Here is a 25,911-nt window from a genome sequence, read left to right on the forward strand (position 1 = left end):
GAGATATGTCCAGGTGTTGAACAATATGACAAGGCCAATCCCTTGTCAAGATTCTTTTGGGTGATGAAGCAAGACGGCCGCATTTTCGTCAGAGCTTCGCCTTGCGGCCGAGGCGTCCCGGCGACACGCTCGCAGATCCTAGCCCCAACCAAGGCCAATGGGCACTACACCGCGCGGTCATTCCTGGGGTGCGCCAAGGAAGCGCCGACATCGGGCGCTGTCGGGGTGACTAGATATTGTTCAACACGGGGACACGTGATACACTCTGGTTTCTAAAAGGGGGCCAGCCGTCCATGTCCGAGCCAGGACCGCTCCTGTTGGACGAGGCGCAGATCCGCTCTTGCGTGGACCTCACGTTGGAAGCGCTGAGCGCGGTCGAGGAGGGCTTCACCCTCTTGGCCCAGGGCAAGGTTCTGGTTCCTGCGCCGATCGGAATCGACATTCCGGAGCAGGAAGCGGAGATCCACGTGAAGTCGGCGTTCGTACGAGGGTTGCCGGGCTACGCGGTCAAGATCGCATCGGGGTTCTATCGAAACGCCGCCCGCGGCCTTCCCAGCACGAACGGCCTCATGATCGTCTTCAGCTCGGAGACGGGGGTGCCGCTTGCGATCCTCCTCGACAACGGCTATTTGACCGAGATCCGCACCGCCCTAGCGGGCGCGATTGCGGCAAAATACCTCGCCTCCGCCACGATTCGCACGGTGGGGGTGGTCGGCTCCGGAAGCCAGGCCCGCTATCAGGTTCGCGCGCTGCGTCTCGTCCGTGAGTTTGAACAGGTGTTAGTTTGGGGACGCCGGCCCGAGGCGGCCGCCGCGTGTGCGGCCGATATAGAAAAGGAGCTCGGCATAAGAGCCAAAGCGGCGGCCGAGGTCGGGGTGGTCGTGCGCGCGAGCGACATTCTAATCACCGCCACGGCGTCGCGGGCCCCGCTCGTGAGAGCGGAGGACCTGCACGACGGCCTCCTCATCATCGCGATGGGGTCCGACGGCATAGGCAAGCAGGAGCTGGACGCGCGAATCTTCTCCCGCGCGCAGAAAATCGCGTGCGACCTCAAGTCCCAGTGTTTCAGGCTGGGGGAGCTGCAACACGCCCTTGCCGGCCTCACTATGGACCAGCAGTCCTCGATCCTGGAGCTGGGTGAGTTGACCAGCGGCCGCATGCGCGGGCGCGAGAACGAGAAACAAATCGCGGTCTGCGACCTCACCGGTGTGGGAGTGCAGGATACGGCAATCTCACTCTACGCGCTCAAGGAAGCGGGGCGCGAAGGCGCCCGCGCGCGCGGGTAGCTAAGCCGCTCAGCCCGTCCACTTCAAAGGCAGGCCGCGCGGAGCCGTGGCGCTACCAGGTGCTCGGCCCCCGGCGTCATCGAGTCCACCACGATGATGAGCGAGTTCGGGTCGAAGAGGTGGACTAGGATGCGCGGGTCACCGTCCGAGAGCCTCCCCTGAAGGTCCGAGGCTGAGAACCCGGCCAGGGCCGGGTCGACACGCACCTCGAGGCAGTTGACCGGTGTGCCCTCGAGGGTCTCTTCCATGGTGAAGAATCGCGGCCGGCCGGTGACGCCGGCGACCCCGGCGAGGGCGGCACCGATCACCTCGACCCTCCGCGCGTACGACCTCCAACGGGCTTCGTGGTCCGTGTCGAACCACTCTTCGAGGGCGGCCATGGTCCCTACGACCGTGAAGCGGTCAAGCTTGAAGGGGCGTCCAAACCGCAATACGGGGCCAGACTCGAAGCGCGTGAAGTCCACGGCGGCAACCGACTCCACCAAGTGGCGCCGACCGGCAACGAATCCGCCTGAGTTCGGGCCGTACCAGTACTTGGCGGAATAGCACACCAAGTCGGCTCCGGCATCCGTGAAGCGTCGCATGGTAGCGGGCGGGTAATTCAGGAACGCCGCGTCGACGAAGCTAGGAATTCCCTTTCGCCGGCTGATGCGCGCGGCCTCGTCAAAAGCCACTGTGCCGCCCCGTCCATCGAGGTGGCCCACGAAAAGGAACATGGAGACGGTCTCGGGATCGAGGGCCGCCTCGAGCTGGGCGGGCGTCGTTCCCTGCTCGTCCCCCGCGTAGACAATGCGGGCACCCGCCATCCAAGCCATGCGGAGGTACTTGTAGCGGTGACCATGCTGGATGACCACGCTGCGCTTGAGACCGACCGTGTCCGGGAGGCGCTCGATCGCCTCCCCGTCGCCGTGCGTGAGGCAGGCCGCAGTGGCTAGAGCGATGCCTGCCGATGTTCCCGGGACTATTCGAGCTGACTCGCAGCCGATCAACTCCGCGATCCGCCGGCCAGTCCCCTCCAGGAGCGAGATCAAGTCGACGGAGTTGAGGTTGGCATCTGTCATCAGGGCCCAGACGGCGGGGGAGATATAGGCCCCGCCCAGGTCGGTGTACACACCTTTTCCGTTGATCAGAGGCCGGGTGCCCCACCGTTCGAACACGGTGGTCGTTTCCTTCTTGTCGACCTGCTGCTGGGCCCCAATCTTCATCGGCGCACGCCTCCTGCGGGCCTTGCGACGGCTGGTCCGCTGATCGAGCCATAAGGCCTACGATCGAGTCTTAAGGTATTGTACCCCGCTGTTGACTTGTTGAACAAGTCAAACACGGTACTGTGCCGCCCATCCCCGGAATTCGGCTAGGGCAAGCTGAGAACCCAGGCATCTCCGGGGTCTCCTGGGCCCTCCTGCCATTCTCCGGGAGGACCTGTCTCACTCGGAGTAGCGCGCCGCGGTCGCGGGGCTCCCATCGGCAGGCTCAGACGCCACTCCGCTGACCACGGTAGTCCCAGCCAGGCCCTCGAGCGCTTCTAGGCCGTGGCCCAGATCCGCGATGACCGCGCGCGCGCCGCCAGCCCGGACGAAGTCGATCGCCGCTTCGAGCTTGGGCCGCATGCTGCCTTCCTGAGTTTCGCCCTCGGTGAGAAGGCTGTCTGCTTCGACCAGGGTGAGCCGGTGGATGGGATGAGCGCCGGGCTTCCCCCAACCGCGGTAAACGGCATCGACGTCCGTGAGGATGAGGAGAACGTCCGCCCTTAACTCGCGGCCCAGAATTGCGGCCACGCGGTCCTTGTCGACCACGGCGTCGACACCCTCCAGGAAGAGTTTCGGATCGTCGTACACGGGCGGGCCGCCTCCGCCACACGTCACCACGAGGTCGCCGGCGTGCACGAGGGTCCGGACGATGTCACTCTCAACTATGGCGGTTGGACGAGGGCTCGGCGCCATGCGGCGCCAGCGCCCGGCACCGTCCCGCCCCACGGGGACGCTCCTGCGCCGCAGACTCTCCCGCTGCGCAACCGCGAGGGGATGCCCGATTGGTTTCACGGGTTCCTTAGATCGAGGATCACGGGTGTCACAGAGTGTCTGGGTCACCAGTGTCACCACGCGACGCCGGATGCCGGCGCGGCGCAAGGCATTCTGGAGCGACTGCTGGATCATGTAACCCATCCATCCCGCCGTGGCCGCAACCAGCACACCCAGGGGGAGGGGCTCGACACGGTCGCGAGCCGTCTCGTTGCGAAGGAGCTCTTCGCCCACTTGGGGGCCGTTGCCGTGCACGATCGCAACGTTCCACCCGCGCCGTGCGAGCTCCACGATGGGAGCCAGGCTCTCGCGCGTGTGACGGAACTGGTTGACGATCGTGGGGCGCTCGGCCGGGGGAGCGACGGCATTACCCCCGAGCGCCACGACGACGGTCCCGGACATCGGCACGACCTTTCTCGCGCAGGGGCGCGATTGCCCGCGCAGAGCTGCGTCGTTAGGAAGGAGCCGAAAGCAGCGCCACGAGGAGCGCCTTCTGCGTGTGGAGCCGGTTTTCCGCCTCGTCGAACACGACCGACTGCGGCCCATCGATGACCTCGGCCGCCACCTCTTCTCCGCGGTGCGCGGGCAGGCAGTGCATGAAGAGGGCGTCGCGGGCGGCGGCGGCCATCACTCGGCTCGTGACGGTGAACCCCTCGAATGCCCCGCGGCGCGCCTGCGCCTCCTCCTCCTGGCCCATGGAGGCCCAGACATCCGTATAGACCACGTCTGCACCCTGCACCGCTTCTATGGGGTCGGCGGTGAAAACCGGGCTTGGTGCCCCCGCCCGGTCGGCCTCGCGGACGGCGCTCTTCACGATGAGGGGGTTCGGCTCGAAACCCGCGGGCGTGGCCACGCTCATGGCCATTCCCAGTTTCGCCGCTCCCAGCAGCAGCTCATGACACACGTTGTTGCCGTCTCCGACGTACGCGATCTTCTGTCCGGCGAGCTCACCGCGGAGCTCTTGGATCGTGAAGTAATCGGCCAGGGCCTGGCATGGATGGAGGAGGTCGGAAAGGCCGTTAATGACGGGCACCGACCCGTGGCGGGCAAGATCGAGAATGTCCTCGTGCTTGAACACGCGGGCCATGACGCCATTCACGAATCGCGAGAGCACGCGTGCCGTGTCGGCGATGGTCTCGCCCCGGTGGAGTTGGATGTCACCCGCTCCCAGGAACAATGCCGTGCCGCCGAGCTGAAACATGCCCGCCTCGAACGAGACCCGTGTGCGAGTGGAGGGCTTCTGAAAGATCATGGCCAGCGTCCTGCCGGCGAGTGCCTGAGCGTACCTTGCTGGATTACTCTTGATCTCCCGGGCCATATCGAAGAGCTCGAGGATCTCGGCTCGTGCGTAGTCCTTGAGGGACACGAAGTGTCGCTGCTTCATTCGCGCGCAATATCGGCCAGGGCATCCCGGAGGTCGGGCCGGCCGATCTCCTGCAGCTCGTACCGGACACGAAGGGCCGGCTTGTCGATGCGGACGATGCGACGCAAGTCGATGGGCGTGGCAATGAGGACTAGGTCGGCCGGGGTGCGTGCGATGGTCGCCTCCAGCTCGCGGGTCTGCTCGGGCCCATAGCCCATAGCCGGAAGCAGGGGGCCCACGTTCGGGTAGGCCTCGTAGACCCGGGCCAGGCTGCCCACGGCCCAGGGCCGAGGATCTACGACCTCGGCGGCTCCGAAACGGCGAGCGGCGAGGACGCCCGCGCCGTAGCCCATCTCCCCATGCGTGAGGGTGGGACCGTCTTCGACCGCCAAGACACGTTTACCCTGGATTGACTGAGGGTTCTCGACGAAGAGGGGCGAGGCCGCTTCTACCACCATGGCCCGCGGGTTCAGAGCCCGCACGTTGGCCCGTACGGTCTCGATTGCCTCCGCGCCCGCGGTGTCAACTTTGTTAATCACCACGACGTGGGCGCGGCGGAGGTTCGCCTCACCGGGGTGATAGCGGACCTCGTGGCCGGGCCGCAGCGGGTCGGCCACCACGATCTCCAGGTCGGGAGCGAAGAACGGGAGGTCGTTGTTCCCGCCGTCCCAGACGATGACGTCGGCTTCTTTCTCGGCCTCGGCGAGGATCGCCGCGTAGTCCACGCCCGCATAGACCACACTCCCCGCCGCGATGTGCGGCTCGTATTCCTCCCGCTCCTCGATGGTGCAGCTGTGCAGGTCGAGGTCCTCGAGGCGGGCGAAACGCTGCACACGCTGGCGCGCGAGGTCACCGTAGGGCATGGGATGTCTCACCGCCACGACCCGCCGGCGCTGCTCTCGCAGCAGGGCGGTGACGCGGCGCGTGGTCTGGCTCTTGCCGCAACCCGTACGTACCGCACAGACGGACACGACGGGCACCTTGGCCTTCAGCATCGTGGCCTTGGGCCCGATCAGACGGAAATCGGCCCCCGCCGCCAGCACCATGGACGCCTTGTGCATTACCGTCTCGTGGGAAACGTCGCTGTAGGCGAAGACCACGTCGTCCGCCTGCAGGTCGCGAATGAGCGTCGTCAGCTCGCTCTCCGCGTGAATCGGGATGCCTTGGGGATAGTGTGACCCGGAAAGGCTCGGTGGGTAGCGGCGCCTATCGATGTCCGGGATCTGGGCGGCCGTGAACGCCACTACTTCGGATTCCTGGGCCTCGCGGTAAACGACGTTGAAATTGTGAAAGTCCCGTCCCGCGGCCCCCATGATGATCACGCGCCTTTTGCTGGCCAATTTAGCCCCCCATCTTGCCCAAATAGTGAACAAGTGAAGTATAGAACACTTAGACACAGATTTTCAAGTGAAGACGTGCCCCCGCGACAAAGGTCGTGGAGGCCCCAGAGAGCTCTGGACTTGGGCGGCCGTACGCACGGCGCCAGGTGCGGGGTCGTTAGCCAGTATCGGTCGCCCGCTTGTCGACAACCCGGCCTCGACTTCTCCATGAAATCCAGTTGGCCGAACCGGCGTCCTGCACGCCCAGGTCAATCTCGGGCGCCCAAGGTACGCGACTGGGGGCGGCTCACCGGGCGGGGTAGGTCGACACCGGGGGAGGCAGGTCCCCTCAGCCGCCCCCTTGAAGCCTGCGGGCCGTCGCGGACTCGCGCTCGGCCTCTGCGGAGCGCCCGAGCCGGTTGTACACGTCGGCCAGCACGTAGTGCCCGAGCGGCGCCAAGCGAGGATCGGGCTTGTTGCCAAGCCCCCGGTGCGCCCACTCCTCGGCGCCGCGGAGATCCCCAGTATCGAGAAGCGCCTTGGCCAGGTAGAGCTGTCCCGTGCCGAAGTCGGGCTGAATCTCGACCGTCTTCCGGTAGAAGCTCACCGCCTCCTCGCGGCGCCCTGTCTTCTGGAGGAGCTTCGCGAGGTTGAACGCCGCCCGGTAGCCCTTGGCATGGGTCTCCAACTCCGAGCGGTAGGACGTCATCGCCTCCTCCGGGCGGCCCATTTCCTCGTATGCGAGACCGAGGTTGAAGTGTGCGGTCTCCAGGTCGGGCTTCTTCTCGAGCGCGGCCCTGAGGCTCTTCTCGGCCTCCGAGAACTGCTTAGCCTCGATCTGGCTCTCGCCGAGCTTGAGGAGGAAGCGGTACTCATCCACCTTGCGCGTGAGCGCGTCCTGGATGACGGCCTGGGCTTTCTTGGGCTCCCCCTTCCGCATGTAGAGATCGGCGAGCTGCCAGAGGGCCTTCCCGTTCCGTGGGTCCAGGGCGAGCGCGCGCTCGAACCCAGCTCGGGCCTCATCCAGCCGCCCCTCTTCCTTATAGGCGACCGCGAGCAAGAAGAGGGCGGCCTGGTGCTCGTCGTCGAGCGCGAGGGCTCGCTTGTAGGCTGCGATCGCCTCGCGAGGACGCTTCGCCTTCTTGTGGAAGTTGCCGAGGAGCATGTAGGCCTCGACGATGCTCGGGTCTTCGGTTAGGGCCTGCTTCACGGTGGCGATGGCCTCGTCTAGCCGGTCCTCCGCGAACTGGGCGCCCGCGTCCTTCAACAGGTTGTAGAGGCCGATCTTGTCCTTTGGGTCGCCGCGGAGCCGATCCGCGAGGTTTTTCCGGCTCACGCTCCCACCGACGTAGCCCAGGGCGGCCAGGCGCTCCTCGGTCTCCGGGTCCACCGGCCGCGGTCCCTTGGCGGCCTCGGCGCGGGCGGTTCGCGCCTCGAGGTCATCCAGGGCCCGCGAGAACGACGCGAGCCGCGCGGGATCATCCTTCGAGCGATCTATCGTCTCGCCGGGATCGTCTTGCAGGTCGTACTGCTCGGGCCGCGGCGCGCGGATGTACTTCATGCGGCCATCCTGGATAGATCGCAGCTCGCTCCAGCCGTAGTGGTAGCGCGGATACCAGCTCTCGGAGTGGGCGATGAGGCCCAGCCTCTCCCCCCGAGCGAGCGGCATCAGGCTCACGCCCTGAACCACCGAGGGAATGGGCACGCGGAGGAGCTCCAGAATGGTCGGCATCACATCCACGATCCGCACCTGATCCGGGATGGTCCGCGTGGGCACGCTGGGGCCCGAGATGATCAGCGGTATGTGCGTCGCCCCCTCATAGATGAAGAAGCCATGCGTCTGCTCGCCGTGCTCGCCCAGCATCTCCCCGTGATCAGCGACGACCACGACCAGGGTCTCCGCGAGCCGGCCGTCAGCAGCTAGCGCATCGAGGAGGCGACCCACAAGCGCGTCCGCGTAGGCGATCTCCGCGTCGTAGGCCCCGCGCAGGGTCTTCGGGAAGCGCGAGCGGTAGGGTTCGGGCGCTTCATAGGGCGTGTGCGGATCGTAGAGGTGCACCCATGTGAAGAAAGGCTGGTCCAGGTGCCCGGCCAGCCACTCCAGGGCCTTGTCCACGACTTCTCCGCCCGGGCGCTGGATGGCATCCATGCTGGGGGAGTCCTTGAAGCGCTCCAGATCGAAGTCGTCGAAGAACCGTTCGAAGCCTTGTGCGATCCCCCAGCGGCGGTCGAGGACGAACGCGCCCACGAAACCGCCTGTGCGATAACCCTTGTCTCGCAGCACCTTCGCCAGTGTGACCTGCTCATCGCCGAGGTAGAACCCACCATTGTCGCGGACGCCGTGCCAGGCCGGGAAGGTCCCGGTCATGAGTGACGAGTGGGCGGGCAGGGTAAGAGGCACGACCGTCGTGGCCTTTTCGAATCGCAGTCCGCTCCTGGCCAGCCCGTCGAGTCGCGGCGTCTGAGCCCCGGCGTATCCGTAGCAGCCCAGGTGATCTGCACGCAGGGTGTCGATGGATACGAGGAGTAGATTTCGCGGGGCCTTGGAAGGGAAGAGCCACGGGGCCCATCGCGGGCGCGCGGCAAGCCCCCACACCGCCACCAAGACGGCGATCAGGGCGATCCCGAGGCCGCGTCGGCGCATGCCCGATTCTGGCGATCTCCATCGTCGTAGGTCAAGCCCTCGCAGGACTCGGTAGTGGGTACAAAACCGAACGGCCCCGGGGGCGACCCCGGGGCCGTGAGCGAACGACGGGAATGCCGCCTAGAAGCTGAGGCGAGCGCCGAAGCGGACGATGCGCGGGCTCATGATCTCGTTGATGCGGCCGAACGTCGAGATGTTGACCTGACGGTTTACCTGCAGCACGGTGTTCTTGTTGAAGATGTTGAACGCCTCCGCACTGAGGGTCACGGCCGTCGAGCCGAACTTGACGTTCTTGGCTAGCCGCAAGTCGAGGTCCCACACGTTGTCGTACCGGACCGCGTCGACGGTGGGCGTGACCAGGACATGAAGGAGCCCGTCCGCACCTGCCCGCATGTTGATGTATAGCGGCTCTATCTGGCCTTGCCGGCCGAAAACCGCGCCGCCTAGCTCAAAGTCCCACGGGAGCTGAACGAGCGCATTCGCGTACAACTGCCATGTCGGGCTCGTGTAGTACGTCTGCGGGCCCGACCCCGCCGACTGGGTCGCCACTAGGTCGTTGGTCAGGGAGTTGTGGTCGGTTGGCGTGGGGTTGCCCTGGGGAGCCGTGAAGGCGTTTCCGGTGCCGGCTGGGCCGTACGCGCCGTTGACCGGGGTAGTGCTGGTGTCGTAGTTCTGCTTGAACAGGTTGTAGGTCATCGCCACTCGCCCCATCCATTTGTTCGACAGGCGCTTGGTCAGGGTCAGGTCGACACCATTGAAATTCTGTGTGTAGCCGGGCTGGTTAGTCAGGATGCGACCGCCGTTACCAGCCAAGACGAGGGCTCCCGGCGGTGCGAACGCTTGAACGGTGTAGCCGCCCGCGGTCACCGGCGCCACCGCGACATACTGGTTCGGTTGGATGATCGGGCACGTGGCTATGGTCGGGTTCGTGGGATCGCTGCAGGGACCGGACAGGCGCGGTTGGTATGAGAAGTCAGTGTTCTTGCGCCAGACGTAGGCCACGCCCACCGCGAAGTTGGCCATCAGCTCGTGGTCCAAACCGGCGATGATCTCCTGGGAGTGGTCGGCCTGGTAGTTTCGGTCGACCTTTTGCGGAGTGGAGGCCGCCGTCGGGTTAGACGGGTTGACCCCACCATAGCTGAACTGGAATTGGTCGAGCAGGACCTCGTTGGGCTGCACGAAGTGGTCGCCATTGAGGTCGTTCCAACCATAGACCAAGGCACCGGCGGCCACCGGGTTCGAGAGCTTCACGTTGCCGAACGAGAGTTGCTCGGCATAGCGGGCGTAAGACAGCCGCGCCACGGTCTTCTGCTGGGAGTCGAAAGCATAGCTCAGACCCACGCGCGGCGACCAATCCTTCCAGTTGATGGTGTACGTGCTGTCACCGGGGTACGTGAGGGCCGGCAGGACATTGGGGAGGCTCGGGTTGCCGGGGATCTGGCTGCCGTCGTTCTTAGCCTCCTGATGGTCGAAGCGCAAGCCCACGTTCATGGAGAAGCGGTTCTTGGTGAAGACGTCTCCCACATAGAGGTCGAGGTAACGGCCCTCGTAGTTGGTCAGCCCGTCGCGATGCACGTTGGCGAGGACATTGCCGTGCGCGGGGTCGTACGTGCCGCTGATCCCGTTGCCGTTGTAGTGGGTCTGGGTCGTGGACGTGACTTGGCGGTAGCCGAACCCAAACTTCAACTCGTGGTTGCCGCTCAGGCCCCGGAAGAAGTAGCTGCCGTCGGCGTTGACGGTCTTCTGCGGGCGCGTCTGGGTGATGGTGGCGTTGCTACCGATCAAATTGCCGCTCGAGTAGTCGTAGGTGAAGCTCTTGTCCGGGCCCCCGGCGGCGATCAGGCCGAAACCGGTGTTGTAGTAGGCGGCCTTGGCGGATACGAAGAAGTTGGGAGAGAGGGTCTCGTCAACCTGCAGCTTCCAAAATCCGTGGAACGGGTTGTCCACGTACAGGTTGCCCTGGTTCCACAGGTAATCGGGAGTCTCGTTGAGGCCCGTCACGCTGCCGACTCCCGGTGAGCGGCCGAACTTCTCCTTCGCCCCGTCGAACCAGAAGGCGGAGACCATCGTGTTGCCCGTGGCCTGCCAATTCAGCTTCCCGTTGTAGGAAGTGAGCCGGGTCTGGTCGGGGTTGCCGTTGAGGCCGATGACGTTCACCTGTTGGCGTCCCCAGGTGCCGTAGAACCACAGCTTATCCTTGATGAGCGGGCCACCCAGGTCGGCGCCAAAGTCCTTGATGCTGTCGATGTGGTCTGCATTGTCGCGGAAGGTGCCGTCGGGGTTTTTCAGGCGCGGGTCGTGCGCGAGCGCGCTAGGAAGGTTGGAGGACTGCAAGCTGTTGCCCGCATAGAGGAAACGCCCGCCACCGTGAAACCTGTTGGTGCCGCGCTTGGTCACGAGGTTGATGCCGAGGCCCCCCGTCTGTACGTTGAGATCGGCACCGCCGGTAGTGATGGCGATCTCCTGGAAGGCGTCGAAGTCGAAATAGGAGGGCGAGGCGCCGAGCGCGCTCATGTCGGTGATCACGACGCCGTCGAGGTTCCACATCTTGTCTTCACCCACGGAGCCGTGACCGCCGGCCTCCGCCTGTTGGCCGTTCGAGTTGCCGGCGATGTTGACGCGGTCGACCATGACGCCCGGGACGCTCTTCAGGACCCCCCAAGGGTCACGGGCATTTGGCGTCCTCTCCAACTCGTCCGAGATCATCGTTGTGGACGTGCCGCGCTTCCTGACGTCGACCAGCGGCGTCTCCCCAATGACCTGGACGGTCTCCTCGACCGAGGCCAACTTCAGCGTGAAGGAAAGGTTGATGTTCTCAGCCGTTGTCACCCTGACCCCGCGCGTCAGTTTGGTGAAACCGGTGAGGGCGACGGTGAGCTTATACGAGCCGTTGTCCAAGGAGAGGAAGCGAAACTCGCCGTTGCTGCCGGTCGTGGTGGTTCTCGTACCAAAGTCCCCGGACAGGGTGACATTCACCCCGGGCAGGACGGCACCCTGCTCGTCCATCACCGTGCCGAAGACGTTTCCGGTGGCGACTTGCGCCCATGCCACCGACAAAGGGCCAAGCAGGAGGATGGCCAAGGCTGAAGCGATTGTGCGGTGCCGAAAGCGGCGTCTTGGTTCGAACATTGATCTGCTCCTTGCGACGCCGCAATTTCGTCGAGTTCGGCGCCTCCACACAGACTGGCAATAGCCGTTCCGCAAAGCGTCCGCTTGGACGTCGGACACGAAGCACCCTTGTCTAAACGACTTACCTCCGCGGGCGGCACGCTTTCTTGGATCGCGGCTGCTGCCCGCTCCACCCTCTCGAAGGAAGGCTACTGACGACCGTCCACAACACGGAACCAAATCCGGCGCTTTGGAGCAGACTGAGAGGGCGAAGCTGGTGGCAGGAGTTGGCGCGGCAAGGGCCCCGTAGGAGCCGCAGGTTTGGGATCGGAGCGCGCTTTTTCCAGGTAGCTCCTGAAGCCAAGAGCCGTTAGGATCCAGCCGCACTCGCTGCCCCGGGGGCTGCCCCCGACAGCTGCTCCAACGTGGCAGGGCTCAGGAAGCGAACACCTCCCCGAGCCACCCGAGCATCGACGCTCGCATCGAGCCCACGGATCTCGATCTGGCCGCGAAGAGTTCGGGCCACAAAACACACGCCCGAGGGGACGTGCACGCGAAAGTCCACTCGGGCGCGCCCAGCTTCGACCAAAGTGTCCGCCCCAAGTTCCCCAGGAGGTATAGCGTAGCGAACCCGGACGAGGACACCCAGGGTATGTTCGATCGCTTCTATCTTGATGGAGAACGGAGCGTCTCCATCGCGGTGGCATTGTGCGTGGACTCGCGCGATGGGCCCCCGGGCGGGTTCCGCGGTGATGCGCCCATCCAGGGCCCACAGTTCGATCGCCTGGCCGGCGCCCAAGCGGCCCTGCCACCTGAAGTCCTGCTCGACAACGGCTCGAGCCACGAACTCCGGCGAATCCTCGAAGTAGAGTCGAGCGGCGTGCGGGCGTGGGATCGACAGCCTCTTCATCATTTCGTTGAGCGTCGTTGGAACCAGACCGAGGGCCGCTGCGGCAACCTTCTGACTGCCGCCGGCATTTCCGAGGGCGGCGAGGATCAGGGAACGTTCGAACTCATCGACCAGTCTGCGGAACTCTCCCGGTTCGGTTGCCATCGAGCCTGCCAGCGCTGCGCTCACGCCCCGGCCTTCCCGGGTAGTCGCGCAGACGTGTCGCCGTCGCGCATAACCTGCCGGGGGCCGGCCTTTCGGCTCCAGACTCTGCCGCAATTGCCTGTAGCCAGGCCCGGATTTGGCGTGCGTGGATGGTTACGGGGGCTTGCCGCCTGGGCGGGCTGAACGAATTCTTCCTGGTTTCCGAGGTGATGCTCGGTGATCAACTTCCGCGCTTCCCGCGCGGCGAGCCCAGGAATCAGGAGCTTGCCGTTGACGGGTAGTGGCAGAGCGTCAAGGCCAGGCCACTTGATGCTTTGGCAGAAGCGCGAGATCCTTTGGAACCGCCATGCTTTCTTTCGCTCATCTTGCATTTGGCCATTCGTATCTCTGAAAAGTGGCTGTGTCCGCCGTCGGGACCAGCTTCCTGTGGCGGATCTCTAAAGCCGAGTGACGTTTCAGTTCAGCGCGGGCCGTATCTCGGGCTGGCTGAGTAGAGCGCCGTCCAACAGGCTGATGCCGATTGAAGCGCTCGCGATACACGCGCGGCGGGATTGCGAGGGTACGCATGAAGGCCCGTCTCATAGCCTCAGGTGTGGCGAAACCGCTCATTGAGCAGATCGTTTTGACGCCCTCCGCCGACTCCTCGAGCAACCGTCTCGCCGTCTCGACGCGGGTGGAGGTCACGAAACGGGCCGGGGTCGTCCCCACCTCGCGGGTGAAGACTCGAGCGAAGTTGCGCGGGCTCATCGCGACGCGGCGAGCCAGCGTGTCGACCGCTAGATCCTCGCGCGGGTGATCGAGGATGTACGCCTGGAGGCTCCGCAGTGTCTCAGTCTCCGCGAGCTGCACGGCAAGCTGCGCACTGAACTGCGCCTGGCCGCCCGGACGCTTCAGGAACATGACGAGTTCGCGGGCGACCGCCAGCGCGACTGCACGCCCTTGGTCCTCCTCCACCATCGCCAGCGCGAGATCCATACCCGCGGTGACGCCAGCCGAAGTGTAGATGCATCCTTCCCGCAGAAAGATCGTGTCCGGCTCAACGCGAACATCGGGGTACCTGCTGGCCAGGTGCGCGCACCAGCGCCAATGCGTCGTGGCCCGCCGCCCTTTTAAGAGACCCGCCTCTCCCAGCAAGAACGCCCCCGTGCAGACCGAGGCGAGCCGCCTGACCCAGCCGGCCTGCCGCCTGATCCAACGCAACAACGGTACGTGCCCGCGGTAGATCTCCTGGCCCATTCCTCCGGCGATCATCAGGGTGTCGATCCCCCGGCCGACCTCGTCAAAGCGACGGTCGGCGTAGAGACGGAGTCCCGACGACGCGCGGAAGACGCCTCGCTTGAGCCCGACGAGCTCGAGGCTGTAGGCGTCGTCCTGGCGCTTCCCGTCGTCCCGCAGCCACCGTGACGTCCGCGCGAACACCTCGAGAGGCCCCATGACATCCAACATCTGAATGCCTGGATACGCCAGCATGGCGACCCGCAGCGTCCCTGGACGATGCACACCGGCGGAAGCTTTCCGGTCGAGCGACAAGTGCCTCGACGACATGGTGGGAACATGCCGCCAATCCACTCCGGCACCTACGACAATCAGCCAACCTTTCCTGCCATTGTGTTGTCAGGGGAGTCGGACTCTACGACGAACGACGGGGAAACCAACCATTGCGTACGACCCCCTAACGGCCTCCTACTATGCTGGGGGACTGTCCCACGAAGAGGATATCGGCCTCCCCGCCCCGCTTGCCAGCAGAAGCGCAGGGGTTGGGTGGTATGGGTCAATGACCCTCGAGAAACCTGGCGCGCCGCATGGTGCGACCCCCTCTCCGCCAGGCCCCGCTGCCCGGATCGCAGCGCACGAACTCGTGAAGAGGCTGCCTCCTCCGACCCGGGTCGAATCAGGCGGAGGCCAGCGAGCCACACTGCCTCTTGGCCCGGCTCGACAGCGCGATGCGCTTGTGCTATTGCTCACATGTTCCTAACCACACAAGAATAAAGCGCCGCACCTGGCCGGATGGGCTTGAGGGTTGGGCGTAGGTCGGGCCAGCGGACGCGGACCGAGTGGGGGAGTAGCGTGCGGGTGACTGGATGATCGATGCCAAGGTGACGACTTCGCTCCGCCGCGAGTTGGGTCTCCTGGATTCGACGCTCCTGGCCGCCGGCGTCATCGTCGGCTCTGGGATCTTCATGACCACGGGAGTCATGGCCGTCGAGCTCCCGTCGGCTCCTCTTTTGCTGCTGACTTGGGCGGTGGGAGGGCTCCTCACCCTCGCGGGCGCTCTTACCATCTCCGAGCTGGGAGCGGCCATGCCGGAGGCAGGCGGACAGTATGTCTATTTGCGGGAGGCCTACGGTCCGCTCCCCGCCTTTCTGTTCGGGTGGCTGACCCTTCTCGTCTATCAGCCTGGCGCAATCGCGGCGGTGGCCGCGGGCTTCGCCGCTTACCTTGGCTACTTCGTGCCTGCCCTGGGTACCGAGAACGTCCTCGCTGCGATTACGGTTTCCGGGCGATCGTTTTCCCTCAGCATGGGTCAGCTGGTCGCAGCCGCGGTGATCGTGGGCCTCACAGCGTTGAACGTCCGCGGCGTGCGGGTGGGCAGCACGGTTCAGAACGTCTTCACCTTCCTGAAACTAGGCGCTCTCGCCGGCTTCGTAGTCCTCGGATTCACAATGGGGACTGGCCGGTCGGCGTCGAGCGGGCCGCCGAGCGCGACGCCGGGCGCGGCCACGCTGGCGGGCTTCGGAGTTGCGTTGGTGGCGGCCCTCTGGGCCTATGACGGCTGGATCAACCTCACGTTCTCCGCGGGGGAAATCAAGGACCCGGCACGCAACCTCCCCCGAGGGCTTTTCCTCAGTACCGTAATAGTCACGGTCGCCTATCTGCTCGTCAACGCCGCGTATGTCCGCGCCCTGCCGATCAGCGAGATGCAGGGTGTCACGCGGATCGCGGAGAAGGCGGCCACTGCGCTCTTCGGGCCTATTGGGGCGACCCTGATCGCGGCCGCCGTGGCCATCTCGACCTTCGGCTCCACTCACGGCACGATCCTGACCGGCGCCCGCGTCAACTACGCGATGGCCAAGGACCACCTCTTCTTCTCCTCGGCGGCCAGAGTCCATCCACGCTTCCAAACGCCCCACGTATCGCTCTGGTGGCAGGGCTGCTGGTCTGCGCTCTTGGTTCTCTCCGGGACCTTCGACCAGCTCTTCACCTTTGCGATGTTCGCCGCCATCCTCATGTACGCCGGCGCAACGGCCGCTGTGTTCACCCTCCGTCGCAAGCGACCCGAAATGCCCCGCCCCTACCGGACCTGGGGCTATCCCTGGATGCCTTTGGTGTACCTCGGCGCGCTCTTGCTCTTGGCCGGGAACACGCTGAGCGAGCGACCCGTCGAGTCACTCGCAGGACTGGGGCTACTCGCTCTCGGCGTCCCCGTGTACCAATACTGGCGCCGGCGACCGGAGCGGCCCGAGGATTCGCGGGTTGCGTCCTAGTCGTCGGGAATGGAAAAAGACGGCGTTGGCGCGCCGAGCCCCGTCTCTTGATGCATCAGGGCCTCCGGAGCAAACGGTAGCGCGCTCCTAGGGAGCTGCCCGCCATTGCCCCAGCCCATTCTCGAAGGCAATCTCCACCCCGTAACGTCGCGAGCCTTTGGCCATCTGCTCAATGATGGACCGCGCGCGCTCTCCAACCGCTATCCGCGGTGTGCCACGCTGGGCGCGGCCGTCACCCGAAATGAACGGCCCGATGTTGCCGAGCTCGACAGGATGGATGACGATCGACTGCACCTCGTGCCCCCGGAAGCGGGACAACACCACCGCACCGTCCCACCAGTGGGCGTTGCCCGGCAGCAGGCTGTAGGCGTCGCCCTGCCCCGTGGCATCGTACAGATCGCCCTCGAGAGCCGTGGGCGAGCGGACACCGAAGTCGTCGTAGATGTCCTGCCCCTGGGGGGAAGTCGTCTCATACTGGAATATGAAGTCGCCGAGGCTGTAGAGGATGGGCTTTCCCTTGTAGACCTCGATGCCACGCAGGATGTGCGGTCCGTGCACGATGAACGTGGTGGCACCGGCGTCCACGACCTTGTGCGCAACCTCCTCCAGCCACGGGGGCGGCGCCTCCGGCGTCGGTCCCCGCTCGTGGGAGTGGGTGGTGACGATGACGAAATCCGCCTGCCGCGCCGCACTGCGCACGTTGCGGAGGATGCGCTCCAAGTCCTCATCACGCGGGCGCTCGACTCGGCGGATCCTCTCACCCGCCACGAACCGCTGCCCGAATGCCTCCACCGGCGCACCGGGTTTCGCCGGCGATTCCCGTCCCCCGACTGCGGGCGCGATGCGTCGGATGGCCGCCATCCCCTCGGAGTCGAGCTCGTACGTCCTTTCCAGCCGCAGCGGGTTCAGGCCGGGACGGCCGGACGCGTCCGCCCGAGCCGCGCCCGCCCGCGTTCCATCCGGGAACGTGCTCGCGAAGCTCACGATGGCGACACGGCCCTTCCGCGTCTCGAAGTACTTTGGTCGGCTGGCCAGGCCCAGGTCGCGGTCGACCCCCGCGTGCACGAGGCCGATCTCGTCGAGGGTACGGTTCGTGGCCAGCATGCCCTCGATGCCGTAGTCACCGGAGTGGTTGTTGGCGCGGGCCACGATGTCGAAGCCCGCCCACTTGAGGGACAGGGCGACCTCCGGCTCACCGCGCTCGTAACCGCCCCCATGCTGGGCAGCGGGCCATCCCTTGAACTCGGACATGCGGAACACCTGGCACTCGAGGTTGGTGAAGGCCACGTCGGCGGCCCTCACCACTTCTACCCACCGCAGGAAGAGGGGGTCGTCGAGGGCTCGGATGTCCCGAGTAATGATTGAATCGCCCGTCGCAGCCAGGGTCCACTCGGGCCGCGGCTCCATCTGGGCCCATGCCACGGCGCCGCAAAGGAGCGCGCTGGCCGTGGATGCGAGCAAGGCGCGGCTCATCGCGGCTCCTCGAGGGCCGGGAGAGGAAGCCCGTTCTCCCGCACCAGGCGGTTCACCCCGTCGACTTGGGCGCCGAGTGGGCGGAAGCGACCGAGGGTGGCCATGAGCGCCGCGTCCAGGTCGCGGAAACGGGCCTTCATCCCTTCCGTAGGCCGGGCCTCCGCCTCCTCCACGGTGCCGTAGAGATCGAGAAGCTCGAAGTCGAGCTTCGGCCCAAAATGGATCACCTCGATCGGCAGCTCGATCCGAGGGTCGATGAGGTCGGCCTCGATGGCCAACAGCGCCTCCGAGAGCGTCTTGGCCGCCGCTTGCAACGGGGGTCCGGAACCGGTGGAGGGGCCCTCGAAGAGCGCTTTCAGCTGCGTTCGAAGCGCCTGGGAGCGTCCATGGGCGGCGAACAAGCGGCTAAGCCGATCCCGGATCTCGAGGGCGAGCGCGCTCTGCTCACGGAAGTCGTCGAGCGTGGTCGCGAGGCGCGGATCCTTCCTCACCTCGAATCGCTCCGACCGCTCGAGGGCCCCTACACGGAGTCGCGCTTCGTACACGCCGGGGGGCACTATGGGGCCCTCGAGGCCCTTCGCATGGAATGAGGTGGGTGGCACCTTGGGCGCCTCTTGGCGCAGATCCCATACGAAGCGTTGCAGCCCCACCTGCGCGGACGGACGCCGCTCGCGGGAATCCTTCGACGACACCGCCCGCACGAGCACGCCCGCAGCGTCCCGGAATTCGAGCCGCACCTCGTCCACTGCGTTTCCGGGTAGTACGTAATCCACGAGGGCGCCGCTCGGAGGATTGCGTCCCTGCGCCGGCCGCTCCGACGGCGACTCTTGCGATGACGAGCCCGCCATTCGGAGCGTGTCCCTGGGGCGGAGGAGGCGGGCCTCGGTGCCCAGCGCGCCTTGCGCCCGTGTGTGCAGGGGGGTGAGGTCGTCCAAGACCCAAAACGAGCGGCCCATAGTCGAAACCGCCAGGTCCCGGTCCCTGATCTGGATGTCGGTCACGGCAGTCACCGGGAGGTTCAGCTGGAATCTCTGCCACGTGCGGCCGTCGTCGAGCGAGACGTAGAGGCCGTACTCTGTGCCCGCGTAGAGCAGGCCCTTGTGCTCGGGATCCTCCCGCACCACGCGCACGAAGTGCCTTGCCGGGATACCATTACGGCCGTCCGCGATCCGGACCCAGGATCGCCCGAAGTCGTCGGTGCGGAAGACATAAGGAGCGAAGTCGTCGAGACGGTAGCGGTGGACGGCCAGGAAGGCACGGCCCGGTGCGTGATGCGATGGCTCGATTCGATTGACGCTGCCCCACTCTGGCAGGTCTCGCGGCGTAACGTTCGTCCAGCTCTTCCCATCGTCGCGCGAAATGTGCACGAGACCGTCGTCGGTGCCCGCCCACAGGATTCCGCGCGCCAGGGGTGATTCCTCAAGAGCCACGATCGCTCCGTAGACCTCGGGTCCGGTGTGATCTCGTGTGATCGGGCCCCCCGACTCGTCCTGCTTCGTCTTGTCGTTGCGCGAAAGGTCGGGGCTGGCGATCTCCCAGCTCTGGCCCTCGTCGTGCGAGCGGTGCACGAACTGGGAGGCATGATAGAGGATGCTCGGGTCGTGGGCGGACACCCGGACCGGAGCGATGATCGCGAAGCGGTAACGATAGTTCCTGGACGCCACACCCTCGCCGTACTGAGGGTAAACGTTGATCCTTCGCGTTTGGCCGGTCCGGTGGTCGTAGCGCTCCAGGATGCCTTCGTAGTTGCCGGCGTAAACGATGTTTGGGTCTCTCGGGTCCACCGCGATGTCGCCGTGCTCGCCGCCCCCGACCGGATAGCAGTCCCGAAGTTCGATGCCGGATCGCGACGTGCGGCTGGGCACGGAGATCGTGCCGCTGTCCTGCTGCGCGCCGTAGAGCCGCCAAGGAAAGCCGTTGTCCAGGGCGAGGCTGTAGATCTCGGCCGTCGGCTGGTTGTCTTGCGGGGACCAGCTTTTCCCGCCGTCGAAGGTCACCCTGGCTCCGCCGTCATCACCCAGGATCATGATCGCGGGATCGCGAGGGCTCATCCAGAGGGCGTGATTGTCCCCTCCGCCCGGCATGACCGAGAAGGACTGGCCGCCGTCCGCGGACCGCAGCATCCACCGACCATGCGCCGGGCAGAAGAGCACGTCGCGGTCAGTCGGGTGGGGCTCGAGATGCATGTAGTAGAAAGGGCGCGTCAGGAGCCGTTTGTCCTTGTTGATCAGCCGGAAGCTCGCCCCGCCATCATCGGACCGGTAGAGGCCCCCCTCGCCGGGCGCTGCCTCCACAAGAGCCCACACCCGCTGCGGGTCCGCGGGGGAGACAGCAACGCCGATCTTGCCCATGACCCCGGCGGGCAGTCCCGACTGCAGACGTGTCCAAGTGTCGCCCCCGTCCGTCGATTTGTGGATCCCACTGCCCGGGCCACCGCTCACGAGCGTCCAAGGCTTGCGGACCACCTCCCACGTCGCGGCGTAGAGAACGCGTGGGTTTGACGGGTCCATGCTGACGTCCACCGCTCCGGCCGTGTTGGTCACGAACAGGACGCGCTGCCAGGACCGGCCGCCGTCCCGCGTCCGGTAAACACCGCGCTCGGAGCTCGGACCGAACGCGTGGCCAAGCACCGCCACGTAGACGAGGTCAGGGTCGCGCGGGTGGATCCGGACCTTGCCGATCTGGCCGGCGTCGGGGAGGCCCGCGTGCCGCCACGTGCGGCCCGCGTCGTCGGAGCGATAGATTCCGTCTCCCGCCGAGATGTTGTTCCGGAGGCAAGTCTCCCCCGTCCCGGCGTAGACGACGTTCGGATCCGACAACGCCACCGCCAGCGCGCCGATGGACGCGCTCCCGAAGAAGCCGTCCGAGACGTTGGTCCAGGCCGCGCCGCCGTCCGTCGTCCTCCAGACGCCGCCGCCGGTGGAGCCCATGTAAAAGGTACGCGGGCTGGACGGCACTCCGGCCACCGCCACTACCCGGCCCCCTCGGTAAGGGCCGACCAATCGGAAAGAGAGGGCCCGGGCCATTTCCTTCTCGAGGGGAGACCGCGCAGTCTCCGGTCCGTCCAGGGCCGCCGAGCCGATGGGAAGCAGGGCCAGCAGGGCGAGGATGGCGGCGGCCCGGCCCGCCCACGGCGCAGCAGCGGGCAAGTCCTGGGTCGCCTCGGTTGGGGTCGCATCGTCGGCGGTTCCGATCACGGCTTTCCTCCTGAGGGTTCGGATCTTGGGCGCGCTGCAAGAACGGTAGCCTGAAGCCGGGGGTTTGGCCCGTGGGGCCATTCCAGACAAGAGGCCCTCCGGGTGGCAACAATGGGCGGATGCTCTCACTCACGGCCTCTTCGCAAATGTGGAGATTCAGCTCGCGCAGCGGGCCGCGTGGTCGCGGGCATCCCTAGCGTGGCTCGGCGAGAGTCACCCGCTTCGAAGTCCTCGTAGTTGCGGGTCATAGTGCCCTCGTCCTGCCGGGCGATTTCAGGGTGCGGCCGCGACGCTTGCCACGCGCTCCATCCAGGCGGGTGGGTCCATTCGACCCGGAAGTCCGGCTTGGTTCGAGAGGACGATCATGAGAAGCCCGTCGTCGGGAAAGCGGAAATAGGCCGCCGCCACGCCATAGCTGGAGCCGCCGCCGTGTCCGCTGTACGCGGTGCCGTGGTCTGTCTTGCCGACACGCCAGCCGTATCCATACGAGCTCAGTCCCGTGTCGCTCTCGGGGACGTGAGGTGTCCAGAGCTTCCGGCGCGCCTCAGGCGACAACACCCGGTCGCTCATGAGCGCCTGCTCCCACTTGTAGAGGTCGCCACTGGTGGTGAGGATCCCGCCGTTACCGAAGAGGTGCCAGTACGGTCCCTCCGGTCCCCAGTTGCGATTGAAGGTCCATCCGTTGTCGGTCTCGCCGTTGTAGTTCCTGGACAACTCGAGGACATTCCAGCGCGGGAGGATGTAGCCGGTCTTGGTCATGCCCGTGGGCTCGAAGAACACCTCGCGGAGGTAGGCTTCATAGGGCTTACCTGAGAGCTTCTCGACTACCGCGGCGAGAAGACTGTACCCTGCGTTGGAGTATCGGTATTTGGCGCCCGACGGGGTGATCAGGGGCATGCGAAGGAAGAGCCGCACCGCGAGGTCGCGCGGCGCATACTCGTCATCCTTGCCGTAGTAATGGTCCAGCCCGGACGTGTGAGTCAGTAGGTGATGTAGAGTCACGCCCGCCTTGTCTTCCGGGACCCCCTCTAGGTGCTTTGCCAGCGGATCCTCGACCCGCAATTTCCCGGCCATCTCGAGCTTGAGAATGGCCGCGGCCGTGAACTGCTTCGTAATGGAGCCAATGTCAAACACTGTCTCCGTTGTGCAGGGCAGTTTTCCACGCCGATCGGCCAGGCCGTACCCCTTGTGTAGCAGTAGTTTGCCTTTTCGGGCCACGAGGACCGTGCCGGAGAAGCCGCCCGTTTCCAGCCCCTCGAAGTAGCTGTCCAGGCGGGCGCCGGGAGCTCCACTGACCAGTGCCCCCGGGTCCGCGGCCTGGGAGCGCCCGCAAATAGCAGAGGAGAATACGAGAACATGAGCAATCCGTGCGAAGTGGCCAGAGGTGTCCATAGTCTTCTCCTATAGGTGGGGCCCCCTGCGTCCCTTGACAGGTTCAGACATAATGCTCTATTGTTCACACGTTGATAAGGTGACGCAAGGGAAAACACTCCGGACGGGTGGGGGGCAGGGGGCCTCGGTCGGACGACAACGAGAAATGTGATGAGCGAAGCGGACATGGCTGTATCGCGAGCGCAGGGGCTCATCGCCATGGAGGCCCGATACGGAGCTCACAACTACCACCCTCTCGACGTCGTGATCGAGAAGGGACAAGGGGTCTTCCTCTGGGACACAGAGGGAAAGCGCTACATGGATTTCCTCGCCGCGTATTCCGCCGTCAACCAGGGCCACAACCATTCGCGCATCGCAGGAGCGCTCGTCGAGCAGGTTGGCCGGCTGGCCCTGACCTCCCGCGCTTTCCGCAACGACCGGTTCCCGCCTTTGCTCGAGAAGCTCTGCACGCTCACCGGCTTCGACATGGCCCTGCTGATGAACAGCGGTGCGGAAGCCGTGGAAACGGCGATCAAAGCCGCACGAAAGTGGGGATACGACGTCAAGGGCATCCCTTACCCGGAAGCGGAGATCGTGACCTTTCAGGGCAACTTCCACGGACGCACCACGACAATCGTCGGGTTCTCGAGTGATCCCGACAGCACCAGCCGGTTCGGCCCGTTCACGCCGGGGTTCCGAAGCGTCCCTTTCGGCGACCTCGAGGCGGTGCGCCGAGCGATCGGGCCCCGCACGTGTGCCATCCTGGTCGAACCCGTGCAGGGCGAGGCGGGGGTCATCATCCCGCCCCGCGGCTTCCTGCGCGGTCTGCGGGAGCTGTGCGACGCGCGCGGGATGCTCCTGCTCGTCGACGAGATCCAATCCGGTCTCGGCCGGACCGGCCGCATGTTCGGTTTTGAGCACGAGGGGATCCGACCGGATGGGGTGACGATCGGCAAAGCGCTCTCCGGCGGCTTCTATCCCGTGTCCGCCTTCCTCGCCCGCGCAGAGGTGATGAACGTATTCACGCCAGGGATTCACGGGTCCACCTTTGGCGGCAACCCCCTCGCATGCGCGGTGGCCTCGGCCGCCCTCGACGTGCTCGTGGAAGAGCGACTGCCCGAGCGCGCGGCCGAGCTGGGCCGGCACCTCGCACGGCGGCTGGCTCAGCTCGGGTCGCCTCTCGTCCGGGCCGCGCGCTCCATCGGCCTCTGGGCCGGCGTTGACCTGCACGAGTCGGCGGGCGGCGCGCGGAAGTACTGCCTCGCGCTCAAGGATCGGGGGATGCTCTGCAAGGACACCCACGAGCACACCATCCGGCTGGCGCCCCCCCTGGTCATCAAGCGCGAGGAGCTGGACTGGGCGCTGGACCAGCTCGAAGAAGTGCTGCAGGGTCAGTAGAGCCGGGCCGTCCGTTTCGCAGGGCGTAGTCGAGGAAGAGAGAGGATGGGCGCTATGCGTTGGAGCTTCCCGGGGGCGGCGTTGCTCCCGACCCTACTGGGCGAATCGGGGCTTCACGCAGCGAAACCGCGCGCGGCCCGGCATGGTTGTGAGGCGGCCAGGCTCCCGGTCTACGGCGGAATGATCCGGCGACTTCACGTGCGCGCACCGGCGAAAACACGTTTCGTCGTGACGGCAGTGGTGGTACCCTGCAGCGCTAAGGAAGTGTGCCTCTCCAATAGGCAGGGTGAAGCTTGAGGAAAGAGATGAGCGATACGCTCTCGGGACTCTCCATCCGGCGGGTGAGCACGGCGGACCAAGTGGCCTCCCTGATGAGGCAGCGGATCCTGCGCGGGGAATTCAAACCGGGGACCTCGCTGCGAGAAGTTGTGATCGCGGCCGCCATCGGCGTGTCTCGCAACACGCTGCGCGAGGCGTTGCGCATCCTGGTCCAGGAAGGCCTGGTGCGGCACAGCGTCCACCGCGGAATCACGGTGACTCAGCTGAGCCCGGAATCGGTAGCCGACATCTATCGCATACGCCGCCTGTTCGAAGTGCTCGCCGTAGAGAAGGGCACGCCCACCAGTGAAGGCCTGGAACCCCTTGCGACCATCGTCGAGCGGCTGGAAGCTGCGGCCGAAAAGCAGGACTGGCCCGCCCTCGTCGAGGCGGACATGCAATTCCACTGCGCCATCGTGAGCCTTCTTGCCAGCGAGCGGCTGGACGGGTTCTTCCGTAACCTCCTCTCCGAGCTCAGGATCGGGCTTGTCGCCGTGGATCGGGAGTCCAGTGACCTCAGGCAAATGTCCGGCGAGCACCGCAAGTTCTACCAGCTACTGAAAGAGGGCAAGCGGAAAGAGTGCGGCCGCGTCCTGACCTCCCACCTCGAGGAGGCCGAGCGTCGCGTCAAGGCGGTCATGGGCTCGCTCGCCGTTCCCAAGGCGGATTGAGCCGGGACGCCTCCCTGGCCGCAGCACGGCTTCCTCCCGGGCAGGGCGGGCCCGGTCTATTTCAATCTACCTGGAGATGGACTCATGCAAATCGAAGCCTTCGCGATGGAGCGCTGGCAGTCTGAGTGGGAAAACCTCGTCTCCCACAACCTCTCGGAGAGCGGCGTTCACTCCATGCGTGTACGAGAGCTGCTGGGCGACGACGGGGCCCAGGAGCTGCTATCGCAGGGTTTGCACTACGGACAGTCGAACGGGAGCGACGAGCTGCGCGCCGCGATTGCTGGCCTCTACCCCGGAGCGACGCCCGAGAACGTGGTGGTGACCAACGGCTCCGCCGAGGCCAACTTCGTCTCTGCCTGGCGGTTGGTGGAGCCCAGGGACGAAGTAGTGATGGTCCTCCCGAACTACATGCAGCTTCCCGGCACGGTGCGTGCGCTCGGAGCCACCGTGGTACCGGTCCCGCTGTCCGAGGAGAAGGGCTGGAGTCTGGACCCGGACACCCTGCGGAAGGCCGTAGGACCGAAGACGCGCCTAATCGCCGTCTGCAACCCCAACAACCCCACGGGGGCCATCCTGTCGGAGGCGGACATGCGCGCGCTCGTCGAAGCGGCGGGGCGCCATGGGTCCTGGATCCTGGCCGACGAGATCTATCGGGGAGCGGAGCGGGAAGGGCCGGAGACCCCTAGCTTCTGGGGACGCTACGACCGGCTCCTCGTGAACTGTGGGCTCAGCAAGGCCTACGGCCTTCCCGGCCTACGCATCGGCTGGGTGGTTGGCCCGAACAAGACGGTCGAAGAGCTCTGGGCCCGCAAGGACTACACGACGATCTTCCCGGGCATTCTCTCGGATCTCCTGGCGCGGAAGGCCCTGGCGATGCGGGATCGCATCCTAGAGAGGACCCGAGGGATCCTCAGGGCAAACTACCCTACGCTTGGGGCATGGCTGGCGGCGCGAGCGAACCGCTTCCGCGTGGTGCCCCCCCGCGCCGGCGCCATCGCGTACGTGCACTACTCGATGCCCATCAATTCCACCGAGCTGGTCACGCGCCTCAAGGACGAGGAGAGCGTCCTGGTCGTGGCGGGCGACCACTTCGGGATGGACGGGTACCTTAGGATCGGGTTTGGTAACGAACCTGCGGACCTTCAGAAGGGCCTCGCCCGTATCGACTCCTTCTTGGCCCGACTGAGTTCCTGAGGCCCAGCGGCA

At 65.7% G+C, this 25,911-nt stretch carries 16 protein-coding genes; 6 read left to right on the forward strand and 10 right to left on the reverse strand.

Features of this window, described 5'->3' with window-relative positions:
• The first annotated feature begins 293 nt into the window (after nucleotides 1-293).
• Entirely contained in the window at nucleotides 294-1,286 is a 993-nt protein-coding gene (locus VN461_12775) for an ornithine cyclodeaminase family protein (protein ID HXB55654.1), read from the forward strand.
• A 23-nt stretch (nucleotides 1,287-1,309) separates the two neighbouring features.
• Here the strand turns inward: VN461_12775 and VN461_12780 are convergent, their stop codons facing one another.
• From VN461_12780 to VN461_12805, 6 genes are all read right to left on the reverse strand, one after another.
• Nucleotides 1,310-2,491 carry a hypothetical protein gene (locus VN461_12780; GenBank protein ID HXB55655.1) on the reverse strand — a complete coding sequence of 394 codons (1,182 nt, stop codon included), beginning with the start codon at nucleotides 2,489-2,491 and terminating at the stop codon, nucleotides 1,310-1,312.
• A 219-nt stretch (nucleotides 2,492-2,710) separates the two neighbouring features.
• A complete protein-coding gene (locus VN461_12785; GenBank protein HXB55656.1) occupies nucleotides 2,711-3,706 on the reverse strand; it encodes a carbamate kinase in 996 nt (331 codons plus the stop codon).
• A gap of 52 nt (nucleotides 3,707-3,758) precedes the next feature.
• A complete protein-coding gene (argF, locus tag VN461_12790) occupies nucleotides 3,759-4,688 on the reverse strand; it encodes an ornithine carbamoyltransferase (protein HXB55657.1) in 930 nt (309 codons plus the stop codon).
• Nucleotides 4,685-5,980 (reverse strand): cyclic 2,3-diphosphoglycerate synthase, encoded by a 1,296-nt coding sequence (locus VN461_12795; protein ID HXB55658.1) that lies wholly within the window; start codon nucleotides 5,978-5,980, stop codon nucleotides 4,685-4,687. The genes argF and VN461_12795 overlap by 4 nt, the downstream gene beginning before the upstream one ends.
• Nucleotides 5,981-6,335: 355 nt before the next feature.
• Nucleotides 6,336-8,630, reverse strand: coding sequence for a tetratricopeptide repeat protein (locus tag VN461_12800; GenBank protein HXB55659.1), 2,295 nt, complete (start codon nucleotides 8,628-8,630; stop codon nucleotides 6,336-6,338).
• A 120-nt stretch (nucleotides 8,631-8,750) separates the two neighbouring features.
• Nucleotides 8,751-11,759, reverse strand: a complete 3,009-nt coding sequence (locus tag VN461_12805; protein ID HXB55660.1) for a carboxypeptidase regulatory-like domain-containing protein — start codon at nucleotides 11,757-11,759, stop codon at nucleotides 8,751-8,753.
• Between the two features lie 631 nt (nucleotides 11,760-12,390).
• On the opposite strand from VN461_12805, the gene VN461_12810 reads away from it, so the two are divergent.
• On the forward strand, nucleotides 12,391-12,975 hold the full coding sequence (locus VN461_12810) for a hypothetical protein (GenBank protein ID HXB55661.1): 585 nt from the start codon (nucleotides 12,391-12,393) through the stop codon (nucleotides 12,973-12,975).
• Nucleotides 12,976-13,152: 177 nt separating this feature from the next.
• On the opposite strand, the gene VN461_12815 is transcribed toward VN461_12810, so the two are convergent.
• Nucleotides 13,153-14,322: a helix-turn-helix domain-containing protein gene (locus VN461_12815; GenBank protein HXB55662.1), complete on the reverse strand. Its 1,170-nt coding sequence runs from the start codon at nucleotides 14,320-14,322 to the stop codon at nucleotides 13,153-13,155.
• Nucleotides 14,323-14,873: 551 nt separating this feature from the next.
• Between VN461_12815 and VN461_12820 the strand changes: the two genes are divergently transcribed.
• Nucleotides 14,874-16,277 (forward strand): amino acid permease, encoded by a 1,404-nt coding sequence (locus tag VN461_12820; GenBank protein HXB55663.1) that lies wholly within the window; start codon nucleotides 14,874-14,876, stop codon nucleotides 16,275-16,277.
• An 87-nt stretch (nucleotides 16,278-16,364) separates the two neighbouring features.
• On the opposite strand, the gene VN461_12825 is transcribed toward VN461_12820, so the two are convergent.
• The 3 genes from VN461_12825 to VN461_12835 form a co-directional block, all read right to left on the reverse strand.
• Nucleotides 16,365-17,750 carry a CapA family protein gene (locus VN461_12825; protein ID HXB55664.1) on the reverse strand — a complete coding sequence of 462 codons (1,386 nt, stop codon included), beginning with the start codon at nucleotides 17,748-17,750 and terminating at the stop codon, nucleotides 16,365-16,367.
• Nucleotides 17,747-20,947, reverse strand: a complete 3,201-nt coding sequence (locus tag VN461_12830) for a glycosyl hydrolase (protein HXB55665.1) — start codon at nucleotides 20,945-20,947, stop codon at nucleotides 17,747-17,749. Before VN461_12830 ends, VN461_12825 begins: the two co-directional genes overlap by 4 nt.
• Nucleotides 20,948-21,220: 273 nt before the next feature.
• Entirely contained in the window at nucleotides 21,221-22,339 is a 1,119-nt protein-coding gene (locus VN461_12835; protein HXB55666.1) for a serine hydrolase domain-containing protein, read from the reverse strand.
• A gap of 150 nt (nucleotides 22,340-22,489) precedes the next feature.
• Here VN461_12835 and rocD point away from each other — a divergent pair, with 150 nt between their 5' ends.
• The 3 genes from rocD (at nucleotide 22,490) to VN461_12850 (ending at nucleotide 25,899) form a co-directional block, all read left to right on the forward strand.
• The gene (rocD, locus tag VN461_12840; protein HXB55667.1) at nucleotides 22,490-23,716 is read left to right on the forward strand and encodes an ornithine--oxo-acid transaminase; all 1,227 of its coding nucleotides are present in this window, start codon (nucleotides 22,490-22,492) and stop codon (nucleotides 23,714-23,716) included.
• A 305-nt stretch (nucleotides 23,717-24,021) separates the two neighbouring features.
• Nucleotides 24,022-24,705, forward strand: a complete 684-nt coding sequence (locus VN461_12845; GenBank protein ID HXB55668.1) for a GntR family transcriptional regulator — start codon at nucleotides 24,022-24,024, stop codon at nucleotides 24,703-24,705.
• A gap of 84 nt (nucleotides 24,706-24,789) precedes the next feature.
• A complete protein-coding gene (locus VN461_12850) occupies nucleotides 24,790-25,899 on the forward strand; it encodes an aminotransferase class I/II-fold pyridoxal phosphate-dependent enzyme (protein HXB55669.1) in 1,110 nt (369 codons plus the stop codon).
• Nucleotides 25,900-25,911 lie beyond the last annotated feature (12 nt).

It is taken from the genome of Vicinamibacteria bacterium (genome assembly GCA_035570235.1).
GTDB lineage: Bacteria > Acidobacteriota > Vicinamibacteria > Fen-336 > Fen-336 > DATMML01.